Annotated in this window: 11 protein-coding genes; 4 read left to right on the top strand and 7 right to left on the bottom strand. The window is 41.2% G+C overall.

Annotated features, from left to right (window positions below; genetic code table 11):
* Positions 1-35 precede the first annotated feature (35 nt).
* Both U0R10_RS10300 and lolA1 read left to right on the top strand, forming a co-directional pair.
* The gene (locus U0R10_RS10300) at positions 36-2,498 is read left to right on the top strand and encodes an FtsK/SpoIIIE family DNA translocase (protein ID WP_377983889.1); all 2,463 of its coding nucleotides are present in this window, start codon (positions 36-38) and stop codon (positions 2,496-2,498) included.
* Between the two features lie 2 nt (positions 2,499-2,500).
* On the top strand, positions 2,501-3,103 hold the full coding sequence (lolA1, locus tag U0R10_RS10295) for an outer membrane lipoprotein periplasmic chaperone LolA1 (RefSeq protein ID WP_377983888.1): 603 nt from the start codon (positions 2,501-2,503) through the stop codon (positions 3,101-3,103).
* Positions 3,104-3,155: 52 nt separating this feature from the next.
* On the opposite strand, the gene purQ is transcribed toward lolA1, so the two are convergent.
* The 3 genes from purQ to U0R10_RS10280 form a co-directional block, all read right to left on the bottom strand.
* A complete protein-coding gene (gene purQ / locus U0R10_RS10290; protein ID WP_377983887.1) occupies positions 3,156-3,842 on the bottom strand; it encodes a phosphoribosylformylglycinamidine synthase I in 687 nt (228 codons plus the stop codon).
* A gap of 117 nt (positions 3,843-3,959) precedes the next feature.
* Positions 3,960-5,276, bottom strand: coding sequence for an adenosylhomocysteinase (gene ahcY, locus U0R10_RS10285; RefSeq protein ID WP_377983886.1), 1,317 nt, complete (start codon positions 5,274-5,276; stop codon positions 3,960-3,962).
* 109 nt (positions 5,277-5,385) lie between these two features.
* Entirely contained in the window at positions 5,386-6,681 is a 1,296-nt protein-coding gene (locus tag U0R10_RS10280) for a UDP-N-acetylmuramoyl-tripeptide--D-alanyl-D-alanine ligase (RefSeq protein WP_377983885.1), read from the bottom strand.
* A 46-nt stretch (positions 6,682-6,727) separates the two neighbouring features.
* On the opposite strand from U0R10_RS10280, the gene U0R10_RS10275 reads away from it, so the two are divergent.
* Positions 6,728-8,782 (top strand): FG-GAP-like repeat-containing protein, encoded by a 2,055-nt coding sequence (locus U0R10_RS10275; RefSeq protein ID WP_377983884.1) that lies wholly within the window; start codon positions 6,728-6,730, stop codon positions 8,780-8,782.
* Here U0R10_RS10275 and U0R10_RS10270 read toward each other — a convergent pair.
* Complete coding sequence (locus U0R10_RS10270) at positions 8,779-9,732, bottom strand: sulfite exporter TauE/SafE family protein (protein ID WP_377983883.1); 954 nt, start codon at positions 9,730-9,732, stop codon at positions 8,779-8,781. The two genes, U0R10_RS10275 and U0R10_RS10270, sit on opposite strands and share 4 nt — an antisense overlap.
* Before the next feature lie 121 nt (positions 9,733-9,853).
* Here U0R10_RS10270 and leuS point away from each other — a divergent pair, with 121 nt between their 5' ends.
* Positions 9,854-12,670 (top strand): leucine--tRNA ligase, encoded by a 2,817-nt coding sequence (gene leuS / locus U0R10_RS10265; protein ID WP_377983882.1) that lies wholly within the window; start codon positions 9,854-9,856, stop codon positions 12,668-12,670.
* A 28-nt stretch (positions 12,671-12,698) separates the two neighbouring features.
* Here the strand turns inward: leuS and U0R10_RS10260 are convergent, their stop codons facing one another.
* From U0R10_RS10260 to U0R10_RS10250, 3 genes are all read right to left on the bottom strand, one after another.
* Positions 12,699-13,163, bottom strand: coding sequence for a hypothetical protein (locus U0R10_RS10260; RefSeq protein WP_377983881.1), 465 nt, complete (start codon positions 13,161-13,163; stop codon positions 12,699-12,701).
* A gap of 81 nt (positions 13,164-13,244) precedes the next feature.
* Positions 13,245-14,255, bottom strand: a complete 1,011-nt coding sequence (locus U0R10_RS10255; RefSeq protein ID WP_377983880.1) for an SO2930 family diheme c-type cytochrome — start codon at positions 14,253-14,255, stop codon at positions 13,245-13,247.
* A 2-nt stretch (positions 14,256-14,257) separates the two neighbouring features.
* Positions 14,258-15,457 carry a parallel beta-helix domain-containing protein gene (locus U0R10_RS10250; RefSeq protein ID WP_377983879.1) on the bottom strand — a complete coding sequence of 400 codons (1,200 nt, stop codon included), beginning with the start codon at positions 15,455-15,457 and terminating at the stop codon, positions 14,258-14,260.
* Positions 15,458-15,462 lie beyond the last annotated feature (5 nt).

The following is a 15,462-nucleotide window of genomic DNA, read 5'->3' as shown; positions in this document are numbered from 1 at the left end:
TCGAAATTTATACGTTATTATTACTTCTGCATTAGATGGCCAAAAAGATTGTTAATCCAACCAGTACGCTTCAAATTAATTTTGATAAAGAATCGAAAAAAGACCGTGTTCCGGGTGAGGTTTCTTACCGCATTCGATTGATTCTAGGCTGGTTTTTGTTTTTCATAGGAACTTTATTGACGCTTGCTTTTGTCTCGAATTTTGTGGTGGGGGTGGCTGATCAAAGTGAGGTTGAATTAGGCGCTGCCGATGTGATTGCGGGTTCAGATATTCCCGTAAAAAACTGGGCTGGTTTGTTAGGAGCCAAAATTGCCCATTTTTTTATCTTCCGAACGTTCGGTTGGTCTTCATTGCTCTTGATTCCCTTATTCTTTTTGTCAGGACTTAAGCTAGCTTACAAGCGTGAGATCTACCCGGTTGATCGCTTATCTTGGCAAGTATTATTTTACATTATCTGGGGTAGTTTAATTTCCGGTTTTCTAGTATTTCAATTAGAACTTCCACATTCTTTTGGAGGTGGTGTAGGCTTTTTCATCACGGAGAAGTTGACACAGTTAATCGGCTACCTATCTATTTTCCTAGTGCTATTTTTAGGCTTGGTATTCTTCGTACTTTTTTACCAATGGAATCCTGCAAAACCTAAAGTAGCGTCAGTTGTCCCAGGAATTACAGATGTTGAGGGTGGTGTTGCTGCAGAATTAGAGGAATCGTTTATCGATGATGATGAGACATTTCATGTCGATAATGAGGATTTAGAAACGTATCGTCCACATGTTCCTCCCGTTAAATTAGAGGATGAATTAGCTGACGTGCTGCCTGCAGATTTACCTGTTATTGAGGAGCAACTAGCTGAAAATGCGTTGGAGGAGGTGGATGAAACACCATTTACTTTTAAGGTGGCAGATGAAGATGATGCAGCCATTGAGGAAGTAGAAGAGGCTCCGATGAACTCGGCTGTGCAGGCGAATGATTTAGTAGCTCAGTTTGGTTTATACGATCCTACTGCAGATCTACCTAAATATGTGTATCCTACCTTAGATTTATTGAAGGAATACGATCAAAAGAATCAAACAACTCAGGTGACCATGGATGAGTTGAAGGAGAATAAGGAAAAGATTGTGGAGACGCTTTTGAATTACGGAATCGGTATTCAGAAGATTGAGGCGACGATTGGGCCCACCGTTACGTTGTATGAGATTGTTCCAAAAGCAGGTGTTCGTGTGAGCAAAATCACTTCATTAGAAGATGATTTGTCGCTTTCGTTAGCCGCTATGGGTGTACGTATTATTGGTCAAATGCCAGGTAAGGGAACGATTGGTATTGAAGTTGCCAACAAGAACCGCGAGATGGTTCCAGTCCGTGCGGTAATCGGTTCCGAGAAATTCCAAAAGTCTACATTTGATTTGCCAATTACATTAGGTAAGACTATTTCCAACGAAATATTTGTAGCTGATTTAGCCAAAATGCCTCACTTGTTGATGGCAGGTGCCACTGGTCAGGGTAAGTCGGTGGGTCTAAATATGTTATTGACTTCGTTAATTTACAAGAAGCACCCAGCAACATTGAAGTTTGTTTTGGTGGATCCTAAAAAGGTAGAGCTTTCTTTATTTAATAAATTGGAACGCCACTTTTTAGCATGTTTGCCAGATTCCGCGGAGGCTATTATTACTGACACCAAAAAGGTTGTTGCTACCTTGAATTCCCTGTGTAAGGAGATGGATATGCGCTATGACAAGTTGAAAATAGCGGGTTGTCGGAATATCAAAGAGTATAATCAAAAATTCATTAACCGTCGGTTGAATCCGAATGAGCATGATTTCATGCCTTATATTGTGTTGGTGATTGATGAGCTTGCCGACTTAATGTTGACCGCCGGAAAAGAAGTAGAACATCCAATTGCCCGTTTAGCACAGTTGGCCCGTGCAATCGGTATTCACTTAGTGGTTGCCACGCAACGTCCTTCCGTCAATGTCATTACAGGTACGATCAAGGCAAACTTTCCAGCGCGTTTATCGTTTAAGGTTATGTCTAAAATAGACTCGCGAACGATTTTGGATGCTGGTGGTGCGGATCAATTGGTTGGCATGGGCGACATGCTATTATCGATGGGTTCGGAAGTAATCCGTTTGCAATGCGCGTTTGTGGATACCCCTGAGGTAGAAGAGATTTGTGATTTTATTGGGAACCAACAAGGCTATACGACGGCTTATTTATTGCCTGAGGCGGATTCGGAAGAGATGGGAGGTCAAGATCGTGGAGATATCGATTTAGGCGATCGCGATGCTTATTTCGATGAGGCTGCTCGTTTGGTGGTGATGCATCAGCAAGGAAGTACCTCATTGATTCAGCGCAAGTTAAAATTAGGGTATAATCGAGCGGGCCGTTTGATTGATCAGTTGGAGGTTGCTGGTATTGTGGGATCATTCGGTGGTTCAAAGGCGCGGGAGGTATTAGTCAAGTCCGAAACTGAATTGGAAGAAATTTTGAAAAATCTATAAGTATGAAACAGGTAATTGTATTCGTTTTCCTTAGCTTATCCGCCTTTGCTCAATCGAATCCAGCGGTTAGTTTGATTGACAAGATGCAGCAGAAGTATAAGGGGATGGGCTCATTTTCGGCCAACTTCAGTTATCAAACGGATGGGAGTGCTGCGATGACTGGGTCAATCACAGTGAAGGGGACTAAGTTTAGATTGAAGACAGCCGGACAAGAGATCTTTAATAATGGAAAAGAAGTTGCTACGTACATTAAGGAAATTAACGAAGTCAATCTTTCCTCGTTTGATCCTGCGGACGGTGATTTAAATCCCGCAAAAATTTACACATTTGACAAGAAAGGGTACAAGTTTAAATTAGTGTCCCAAGCTGGTGGTATCGCGACGGTAGACATGGCACCTGGTGCTAAATCGACTCAAGTTAAACAGATTACGCTCAAGATAAATACAGCAGATAATACCGTCAAAGAATGGACGATTGTCAATAAGGCAGGTAAAAAACAGGTATTCAAGGTGACTAAATTAAATCCCAAAGCCGGTGTAGATGATGCTTATTTTACGTTTAGTAAAAAGGCATTCCCCGGAGTAGAGGTGAATGATTTAAGATAGAAAACAATTGTAGAGACGCGATACTTCGCGTCTTTTTTATGCGTTGATGTTTTTAAACCAATTGAAGCACCAATTGCTTCATGATTTCCAAGCCATCTGTATTATTCAAATCTGGATCGGCAGCACGCTCGGGGTGCGGCATTAACCCAAATACATTCCGTCCTTCATTACAGATTCCGGCAATGTTTAGTAAGCTGCCATTGGGATTAGCAGCATCAGTCACTTGGCCTGCCTCGTCACAATAGTAAAACAATATTTGATCATTTGCCTGCAAGGAAGCTAAGGTAGCTTCATCAGCAAAATAGCGACCCTCTGCGTGTGCAATTGGTACTTTATAGGCTTTGTTTAAATCTAATTCTTGGGTTAAAAGGGCATTGTTTGTAGCCGCTTTTAGGAAAATATTCTTTGAGATGAATTTCTGCGAGTTGTTGCGTAATAATACACCAGGAAGTAAGTGCGCTTCTACTAAGACCTGGAATCCATTGCAAATTCCCATTAAATAGCCTCCGTTTTTAGCAAATTCGATGACATGTTCCATAATCGGTGAAAAGCGTGCGATAGCACCTGAACGAAGGTAATCTCCATAAGAGAAGCCACCTGGAACAATAAGAAAATCGCAGCCCTGTAAATCCGTGTCTTTATGCCATAACTTAATAGCTTCATGGCCTAAACTTTGAATAACACCTACGGTATCATCATCGCAGTTTGAACCCGGGAATACAATCACACCAAATTTCATATCTTTTTTGTCTTAATTTGCTGCAAATTTAGGGCTTTTCGCTGATTTATTTTAGCAAAAATTGCATAAAAAAAGCTGCACGTTAGCGGTGCAGCTTTTTCTTTGATTTACTAAATCCTAGTAACGGTAATGCTCTGGCTTAAATGGACCTGCTTGAGGTACGCCGATGTATTCCGCTTGCTCTTTTTCTAGTTTCTCCAACTTAGCTCCGATGTGTGCTAAGTGTAAGAACGCTACTTTCTCATCCAAGTGCTTTGGTAAGATGTATACTTTGTTTTCGTAATTCTTAGAATTAGCCCACAATTCTAATTGAGCCAATGTTTGATTACAGAATGAGTTTGACATCACGAATGAAGGGTGACCCATTGCGCAACCTAAGTTTACTAAACGACCTTCAGCTAAAACGATTACGTTTTTGCCATCGATGGTGTACATGTCCACTTGTGGCTTGATTTGATCCTTAGTTGAACCGTAATTGTTGTTCAACCATTCCATGTCGATTTCGTTATCGAAGTGACCGATGTTACAAACGATCGCTTTGTCTTTCATCGCTTTGAAGTGGCGATCACGGATGATTTTCACGTTACCCGTTGCTGTGACAAAGATGTTGGCACGTGTCGCTGCTTCGTCCATTGGAACTACTTCGTAACCATCCATCGCTGCTTGTAATGCACAAATAGGATCGATTTCAGTTACTAACACACGGCAACCCGCACCACGTAATGAATCTGCAGAACCTTTTCCTACGTCACCATAACCTGCTACTACGGCTACTTTACCTGCCAACATTAAGTCGGTTGCGCGACGAATCGCATCCACTAATGACTCTTTGCAACCATATTTATTATCGAATTTCGATTTGGTAACTGAATCGTTTACGTTGATCGCTGGCAAGAATAACGTGCCATTTTTCATACGCTCATATAGACGATGAACACCAGTCGTAGTTTCTTCTGATAAGCCTTTGATGCCTTCGATTAACTCAGGGTATTCGTCAAAAACCATATTCGTTAAGTCACCACCATCATCCAAGATCATGTTCAATGGTTGCTTTCCTTCACCGAAGAATAATGTTTGCTCAATACACCAGTTGAATTCTTCTTCGTTCATGCCTTTCCAAGCATAAACTGGAATTCCTGCTGCTGCAATCGCTGCTGCAGCGTGATCTTGTGTAGAGAAAATGTTACAAGATGACCAAGTAACTTCTGCTCCTAAGGCAGTTAATGTCTCAATCAAAACGGCTGTTTGGATTGTCATGTGCAAACATCCTGCGATACGCGCTCCCTTCAAAGGTTGTGCGGCGCCGAATTCTGTACGCAATGCCATTAAGCCCGGCATCTCTGCTTCCGCTAATTGAATTTCTTTACGACCCCAATCGGCCAATGCAATGTCTTTTACTTTGTAGGGTACATACGTACCAGCTTGTGATGCCATTATGTGTTTAATTTTATTTCTAAATCTTATTAAAGTGCAAATTTACTGCTTTCTATTATACCAACAAATTTTTGTTTGGCCCAATAGGCTATTTCTTATTTATTGGTTACTAGTCATTTGCCAAAAACGGCAATACGCTTTCTAATTGAATACCTCGCGATCCTTTGACTAATAAATAACTTGACTTGATGGGATGATCTTGTAACCAGTTATGAAGTCCAAACTTATCAGGAAAGTAAAATGCTTTAGGTAAATGAGTTAGGGCGTGTTGCATGTGTTCGCCGATTAAAAGAACTTTTTCAAACGAAAACGAGGCAATTAGTTTGCCAAGAGCTTCATGTTCGGCTGCGGACAAGTCACCTAATTCAAACATGTCCCCTAAAATCAGAATTTTGGGTTCGTTATCAGTTTCTGCAAAATGGGTGATAGCAGCCTGCATCGAGGATGGATTGGCATTGTATGCATCCATTAAAACTTGGTTGGATCCAATTTTAATGTACTGAGATCGATGATTAGTTGGCTGATACGTAGCTATTCCCTCCTTGCATTGTGCATCACTTAAGCCAAAATGCTTGCCCACCGCAATCGCCATTTGAATATTTTCAAAGTTGTATATACCGGGTAAGTGTGACTGAACAACTGTTTTGTCTGCACATGAAAATCGAATGTAAGGTTTCGCTTCAAGTAAATCAGTGGGCATCGCTGAATTAGCTAAAACCACTTCCGTGATTTGACGCTCTTCAGACATTTGATGTACGATGTTTTTTTCTTTGGGTAAAAAGACGATTCCACCGTGTGCGGAGACATAGTCAAATAATTCACCTTTGCCTTTAATGACACCTGATTCACCGCCGAACCCCTCTAAATGTGCTTTACCTATATTGGTTATTAAGCTATGTGTAGGTTGAGCTATATCTACAAGTTCCTTGATATCTCCTTGCTTATTTGCGCCCATTTCAATGACTGCGATTTCATGTGCAGGTAAAATGGAAAGGATGGAAAGTGGTACGCCAATGTGATTATTCAAATTACCCGAAGTGGCGAAACAATGGAATTGTTGAGATAATACGGAAAAAATCAATTCCTTCGTAGTTGTTTTTCCATTGGATCCTGTTAGGCCAATAATCGGTATGGTTAAGGTATTACGGTAAGCAGTGGCTAGGTCTTGAAGTGCCTTCAGTCCATCTGAAACAAGTAATGTGTTTTCACCTGTTTCAAAGGCTGGGTCGTCAATGACCGCGCAAGAAGCTCCTTTGGCTAAAGCTTCTTCTGCTAATGCATTGGCATTGAAATTTGGCCCTTTTAAGGCAAAAAACATATTTCCTTTTTGTATTTTTCGGGTATCCGTACAAACGCCAGTCGCGGATTGGAAATGTGCTAATAAAGATGAGTTTGATATCTTCATATGGATAATCGTCTGCCATTTTGCATATTGCGACTACAAATATCGAATGAAAAATCTTTTAATCCTTTATTTAGCGCTGATTCCTCTGCAATTCATGGGGCAAGGGATCAAATTGACGCAAAATTCACGATTAGCTGTTCAGAAATCGGGCCAAAATTTGTTGAATGCATTAGCAGGAGGCATGAATGCGACCCAGTTTGAATCGGTCGATTTGACGCAAGATGGTCGGGAGGATATCGTTACTTTTGATCGTACGACTGAGCAACGGGCTGTTTTTGTGAATCAACCATCAGGCTTTGTGTTTGATCCAGTTTTGTCAAGTCAGTTGCCTAAATTCACCCATTGGATGCGTTTTGTTGATTACGACAATGATGGTAGAAAAGATTTGTTTTGTGCAGCTCCTGCTGGTATTCAAGTATTTAAAAATACAAGTACTAGCAGTAATCTTTCATTTCAATCTATCGCAAATCCTTTATATACGGAAGGTTTTTCTGGTCGGATAAATCTCTATGTTTCTAATGTGGATATTCCAGCCATTGCTGATATCGATGGCGATGGGGATGTGGATGTACTGGCTTTTGATCCCAGTGGACACTATGTGGAGTTTCACCAAAACCAATCTAAACAATCAGGTAAGTTGCTAGATTTTAAGAAAATAGGGGATTGTTGGGGTGACTTTGTCGTTCGTTCGTGTGGAGATATTGTTTTAGGTACGCCATGTTCTGCAGATATAGCCTTGGAGTCTGTCCAACAGCCCAATCGTACCTTTCATGCGGGTAATTCGCTCAGTGTGCTATTTCGCAATGGAATTCCTGATTTGGTCTATGGGCATATTGGCTGTCGAGATCTTATTTTTCTAACAAATGAGGGGACTCGAAATTCCCCCAAGTTTACCAAAGTTACCGTTGGCTTTCCTAAATCAGTAAATCTTGGGACATTTCTACACGCATCCGTGGTAGATGTGACGGGTGATGCACAACCTGAACTAATTGCCTCCTTGTTTTCAACGGATAACAATGGGTATATGCAGGACTTCCAACAATCAAATGTTCTTTTTTCGAAGGCAAATGGTACGTGGGTGGCATCTTCCAAGACCTTTTTGCAAGCTGAAATGATAGATGTAGGGGAGCGAGCAAGTCCATGTTTCTGGGATGCTGATCAAGACGGTGATTTGGATTTACTGGTGGCTAATGCTGGTATTAGGGAAGGGAACGAGGTGAAAGCTTCCATTAGTTTTTTTGAAAATAAGGCTGGCGTTTTTGGATTTATTACATCGGATTATTTGAAGTTAAAAGATCAGTTGAATGCCACCAATTTAATGCTGCAAACCATTGATTATAATTATGACGGAACGAAAGATTTAATTCTATCGGGTCAAACAAGTCTAGGACCACGTGTTTTTGTCTTATTCAAGTCGGGTTTAAAAGCGGTAGATATTCCTGATTTGGGATTCAATGAGGTGCCTATTTTTGCGGATTGGAATCAGGATTCTAAGGTTGATTTGCTTATTGTTAATCGAGTAGGTAAAGTTAGAACCCATGGGAATTCAGATTGGGGGAAGTTAGGTGCGCTAACGGATTGGCGTTTACGCAATTTTTCGATGGCAGATTTGGATGGCGATGGATCCGTTGAATTTATTGGGCTTGATCAAGATGGGGCAGTGCACGTTGGGAATTTTGATGCGTTAACAAATGAATTGGTTTGGAAATCACAGGATTTTAGTAGTGTATCTGTTGGTCGAAACGCACAAATTCTCTGCGAAGATTATAATGCTGATGGTAAGAAAGACTTGATTTTTGGTACCGGTGCGGGTGGTGTCTTCATCTATGATAATCAATCAAGTTCACCTGTTTGGGATAATCTGAAGACCTCAATTTTTCAAATTTGGCCAAATCCAGCCACGGATTTTATCTATGTCCTCTCCAATGTGTCAGGTACAATACATTGGGTTGATATGTCGGGAAAAATTATTGAGCAACGAAATACCAAGCCGAGTGAAGTAATACGATTTGACACCAAAGGGCTTAGTCGGGGTGTTTATCTACTCCGATTTGTTTCAGATACTGGCCAAACAGAAACGCAAAAGTTTGTGCTGAACTAAAAAAACTTTCCTGCACCTAAGACAATTTGACGCAGGCTGACGACGATAATGACGATGCCAACTAATATCATCATGCTCTTTACGGGAAGTTTGTTGGCTAATCGGGCTGCAATCGGTGCAGCAACAACTCCACCTAAAATTAATCCTGCGATCACTTGCCAATAGCCGAGACCAATAACCGTGAAAAAGGTAAGTGAGGAAGCTAGTGAGACGAAAAATTCGGTCAAATTAACGCTGCCAATCGTATATTTTGGATGACGACCTGACGCAATTAATGTGGATGAAACGATTGGTCCCCAGCCACCACCGCCGATTGAATCTAGGTAACCTCCAAAAAGAGCTAACCAGCCCACCCGTTTTAATTGACGCTTTTCTTGACGTTTGATTAATGCTTTACGTATAATGATGGCACCTAAAAACAAGGTATAAATGGATACGATCGGTTTGATGTAGTCGGCATAATTTTCCAACGACGAGATTACATACGCACCTAATATGGCTCCAATGATACCTGGTATGACCAAGGTTTTGAATAGTTTAGAATTTACGTTTCCAAATTTCAAATGCATATATCCGGAGACGCCCGACGTAAACACCTCAGATGCGTGCACGCTGGCTGAAGCTGCAGCGGGGGTGATGCCCACCGACATTAAGAATGTGGTTGCGGTCACGCCATAAGCCATTCCCAAGGCGCCATCAATCATTTGAGCAATGAATCCACCTAAGATATAGTATAAAATTTCTGAATTGACAGTGCTAAATACGGCGATTACGTTTTCGGCAGTTAGGTAACTGAAAACTAAATGCCCAACAATCATGAGGGCTAGAGCATTGCTAATGTGAATGATTACTTCCGTAATGCTACGTTCTCGTTTCCAAATGATGCTTATCGCTTTTAGTAGGCTAGGAAATTTTGGCTTGTTGGGCGTGGAGTCAGTTTGTAGTGACATACGGTGAATTGATTATCCTACAAAATTAATAGACTTTACTTAATCTACCAATAAAGTAGAGTAAATATTTTTCACAAAAATTCCCGTAAATTGCATGCCCTTTTGAAAAACAAATAGTTATATGCGTTCAGAGTATCAATTTCGTGAGATCGAAAAAGCTTGGCAAGGATTTTGGGAGCAAAACCAAACATTCAAAGCACAAGTTAATCCCAATAAACCTAAGTATTATGTGCTAGACATGTTTCCGTATCCTTCGGGTGCTGGATTGCATGTTGGCCATCCACTCGGGTACATTGCATCAGATATCATGGCGCGTTATAAGCGTTTGCAAGGGTATGAAGTGTTGCACCCAATGGGATTTGATTCCTTTGGTTTGCCTGCGGAGCAATATGCGATTCAAACTGGCCAACATCCCGCGATAACGACTGAACAAAACATTACGCGTTATATTGAGCAATTGAAAAACATGGGTTTTTCATTCGATTGGTCACGAGAGGTGCGTACATCTGATGCTTCTTACTATAAATGGACACAATGGATATTTATGCAATTATTCAATTCTTGGTATAATCAAGAGTCGGATAAAGCGGAGTCGATTGAATCCTTGAAGGATATTTTGACTGTTAAAGGTTCTGTTGGCCTGAAAGCAGTTTGTGAAGATGATATTGAGCGTATTTCAGCGGAGGTTTGGAATGCGATGGGTGAGGAGGAACAGTATGCCTATTTATTGAATTTTCGCTTGGCTTATTTGGATGATTCGGTTGTCAACTGGTGTCCACAATTAGGTACGGTTCTTGCGAATGATGAAGTTAAAGATGGCCTTTCTGAGCGTGGAGGATATCCTGTTGAGCAGAAAAAAATGCGTCAATGGTCGATGCGCATCACAGCTTATGCGGATCGTTTATTGCGTGGTTTAGAAGAGGTAGATTGGTCGGATTCTTTAAAGGAACAACAACGTAACTGGATAGGAAAGTCGATTGGTACCGATGTTGAATTTGCCATTGAAGGTATTTCAGATAAGAAAATTAAAGTTTTCACAACACGTGTGGATACCATTTACGGGGTTTCGTTCATGGTTTTGGCACCTGAGCACGAGTGGGTGGCGGAGTTAACGAAGCCAGGCCAACAAGCCGATGTGGATGCTTACATTACCTGGACAAAGTCACGTTCTGAATTAGATCGCGTTTCGGAGGTTAAAACAGTTTCCGGTGTATTCACGGGGTCGTATGTGATTAACCCATTAAATAATGAGCGTGTGCCATTGTTCTTGGCTGATTATGTATTAGCTGGTTATGGAACGGGTGCGGTAATGGGTGTGCCGTCAGGTGATCAACGTGACTGGAATTTTGCCAAACATTTTGACTTGCCAATTCCAACTATTTTGGACGGACAAAAAGATATTGATAAGCAAGCCGATAATACCAAAGAGGGAAAATACATTAACTCGGGTATCATTAATGGCATGGGGTATAAAGAGGCTACGGATACATTAATTCACTGGTTGGAGGAACGAGGAATTGGAAAGGGAAAAGTGCAGTATCGGATGCGAAATGCGGTATTTTCACGCCAACGGTATTGGGGAGAGCCGGTACCGGTTTATTTCAAGCCGAATGCTTCAGGCCAACTATTACCTTATTTGATTCAGGAATCTGAGTTGCCTTTGGAATTGCCTAAAATTGACAAGTACTTACCTACAGAAACAGGCGAGCCACCTTTAGGGCGTGCTGCGGATTCATGGAAATACCAAGGTCAGTATGATTACGAGTGGTCGACAATGCCAGGTTGGGCAGGATCCTCTTGGTACTGGTATCGTTACATGGATGCTCAGAATGGTTCTGAATTTGCCTCTAAAGAGGCTGTCAATTACTGGAAATCCGTCGATTTATATATTGGTGGTTCAGAGCATGCGACTGGGCACTTGTTGTATTCTCGTTTTTGGAATAAGTTCTTGAAGGACTTAGGTTATGTAGCGGAAGAGGAATTTGCGAAGAAACTGATCAACCAAGGAATGATTCAAGGTCGGTCAAATTTCGTTTATCGTTTGAAAAATTCAGATAAGGTGACTTTTGTTTCTCATGGTTTGAAAGATCAATATGATGTAGCTGCGCTGCATGTGGATGTGAATATTGTGGAGAATGACATCTTAAACGTAGAAGAATTTAAGCGTTCTCGTAACGATGTACCTGCAGATGCACAATTCATCTTGGAGGATGGCAAATATATCTGCGGTTGGGAAGTCGAGAAAATGTCCAAATCGAAGTTTAACGTTGTTAATCCGGATGATTTAATTGCCAAATATGGTGCGGATACCTTACGTGTATATGAGATGTTTTTGGGGCCGTTGGAGCAATTCAAGCCTTGGAATACGAATTCGATTTCAGGATCGCATAATTTCTTGCGCAAGGTGTGGCGTTTGTTCTTTGATGAGCAGGCTCAAAAATCAGTTTTGGTGGATTCACCTGCAACGCCCGAAGAATTAAAAGTATTGCATACGGCAATTCGTAAGGTGCAAGATGATTTGGAGCGTTATTCATTTAATACGGTCGTTTCTACTTTGATGATTTGTGTGAATGATTTAGGCCAATTGAAATGTCATAAGAAATCGGTTCTTCGTGAACTAGTCTTATTGCTTTCCCCGTATGCCCCACATGTGGCTGAGGAATTATGGGTGGCTTTAGGAGCAGAGGCTGGAAGTATTTCCCATGCCAAATTCCCTGTATTCAATCCGGAGTTCTTGGTGGAAAACGAATTCAATTATCCCATTTCATTCAATGGTAAGGTGAAGTTGACCTTAGCCTTTTCAGCCACAGCAAGTCCTGCAGAAGTGGAGGCGGCGGTTTTGGCTAATGAGCAAGTAAAGAAACATTTGGATGGCAAAGCACCCTCTAAGGTGATTGTGGTTCCGAAACGGATTGTCAATATTGTTTTAGGAAAATAGATTGAAAGGGCTGAGAAATCAGCCCTTTTTAGTTTTGGACGACTAAATCAATGATTTTAAATAGCGTGAGGCAGAAGGTCATCAAGCCGAGTGTCCATTTTATGTTTGATTTCATTGTCTTTTCACTGGTGGCCTCCATTCTTGACTCAAAAGAAATGAAACTCGCCTCTAAGGTTTCGAATCTCGCTTCGAGCGTTTGAAACTTACCTTCAAGTGCATGAAATTTGCCTTCAAGGGCATAGAATCTACTTTCAAGATGATGGAATTTTACCTCAAGTTCAGAAAAGTCTAATCGTAGCTGGGCCACATCCGCGGCCAACTCATCCAATCGCATTTCGAAATGATTGATGTGATTGAATGCTGATTTCAATAAAAATGTATTGACATCTTGATCTGACAATGCTTCTCCATTTGAAAATTTGTTCTCAATCTGCTGTATTCGAGGCTGAATCATTTCTAGGAGCTGATTCTCAATTTTAGTATTCTTTTTCATTATCCGGGCTAGGTTTGATAAATCAAATTTCCCACGATAAAATCCCGTTTCCTATTCAATAAATGACTAATCGAAAGATTATTAGTTTAATGATTTAATCCACTCACGGATAAGTGCAACGCCTTCTTGATGTATAATAGACCGACCGAGTTCCGGCATCATGACGCCCGGATCATGCGAATTCATTCGGTAATGAAGGATACTTTCGGCAGGTTTTCCTGCAACAATATCGTATTGCAATCCACCCGATCCTCTGCCCGCCGCTACAGGTGATTTCATTATCCCATATGCAGTGGTGCCATAATAGCGGTGATCTAAAAACAAGCCAGAACTTTTTGCGGGTCCTTTCGGGTTATGGCAATGCGCACAATTGATATCTAAATAAGCTTTTACACGTTCATTTAATGATGCACCTTCGTCTATATAAGATACGAATTTAGGACGCGATGTAGGGACGTCACTCATTTGGTTCGTCCGTCCCCAATAGTCCAATTGATTTTCATTTCCATGCGCATACTGTATCGATGCATTCATCTGCCGCGCTGAAGGACCTATCGGAGTCATTGCGCCATCGCGCTCGTGACATCCTTTACATTGATTAACATTAGGTACAACATAATTTACTTGCTGCTTTTTGCCTTGTTGGTTCTTAAACTCCACCAAGCTTGTTCCTCCAGCCACCTCTAAATATGCCTCCGTTTGCTCCTCATTCCAAATATAGGGTAAGGCCACCCATCCCGTTGGTTCGTGGCTGAGTATACGTGTTTCCATGAGGCGCCGACTGCCATTAGGCTTGCGCTCATCCATGGGATAATAAAAGGTCTTAGCGATACGGGTCCCAACAGGAAATTGGAATACCGAATCGGGATTGTAAGCCACAGATTTACCCGATGGCAATTGTATAAATCGTAATTTATGTGCGTAATCTGAAAATAAAGGAGATATCAATGCATAGGGTGTCACACCGGAATGGGGTAATTGATATTTTAATTCTCCTTCAAACAAGCCATAATCCGATAATTTACTCGGAAATTTCGGCCCCGGTTGATAAGAAAATAAGCCCAATAACAAGATAAATCCTAAGTATCGCATCGCTAAAATTGATTCGATTTGACATATTCTTGTACACAATCAAGCTCTTTGGGATTGCGACGCACGTTCTTGAAATCATGTTCCGCATCCATATTGGCTACAGATTGGTTTATATTTTGATGCACGCAAATCCGATGCTGAGGTAAATATTGCCCATCACTTCCAAAGCGCGTTGAATCCAATACGCCATCATAAACGATTTGTGGTACATCACGACCAAAACGTAGTTTGAATCGGTAGATCTGCGCAAAGCGACCCTCTAATGGAACACGTCCAAGCCTACGCTCAAAGGTGTTTTTGTATACCGAAATGGCGGTCGGGTAGGGGTCATATTCTTTATCTTTAATGGCTATTTCTGCCATGAAATAAGAGATGATACCGACACCAACGGTGCGATGATTTAAGATTTTATTGTCGAAAATGTCTACGTGGCTCGTCGCAAGAATTAACATCCCAGTTCCGCGGGGAACTTTGCCAACAATATTGCCTTTGGGCGCAAAATTAGACAGGTTATTGTCTTCGATGAGGTTATCATGCACCTTGACGAATCCACCCTTTTTCTGAATTAGATCAGGTAAGTCAAATACCAAAATGCCGCCTGTATTTCCATAGGCATGATTGTGATGGACATCCGCATAAAGGGAGTTTTCAATTTCAATACCTGCCACATTCTGGTAAGCGGTACAGTTTTTCACCTCGATATGTTTGGATTGGCCCACATAAATGCCCGCATCAGATGCACCGATTGCGATACAACTATCGATTAAAATATTTGTGCAAAGTACTGGGTATAAGGCATAGGAACCATTTTGCGGTTTTGGGCCTCCAGTCCATTCCGCTTTGATGCGTCGGAATATAATATCCTTTACGTGCATCGATTTGATTAAATCACCTTTGGAATCCTGAACGGTCAAATCTTCCAAAATAATATTTTCACAGTTGGTGATTTTAATCCCTTCCGCACCCGTTTTTTGATTTTTAAAGCTTAAAACGGTTTTGTCCATTCCTTTTCCACGAATGGTGATTTTCTTCTTTCCCTCTAAGGATAGACTACCTGAAATTTGAAAATTACCTTCCTCCACTTCAATCACATCACCATCTGAGGCAAGAATTAATTGTGTCTGGAGAGCTTTTTCAAATTGGGCTTGCCCCATGACTGGAGAAAGCCCAATGAATAATAAAAATATCAGTAAATATTTCATTCGAA

It is taken from the genome of Aquirufa avitistagni, from assembly GCF_042715545.1.
Classification (GTDB): domain Bacteria; phylum Bacteroidota; class Bacteroidia; order Cytophagales; family Spirosomataceae; genus Aquirufa; species Aquirufa avitistagni.
Note: the sequence above shows the minus strand (reverse complement) of the source record. Positions and strands in the feature narration are given on the sequence as shown.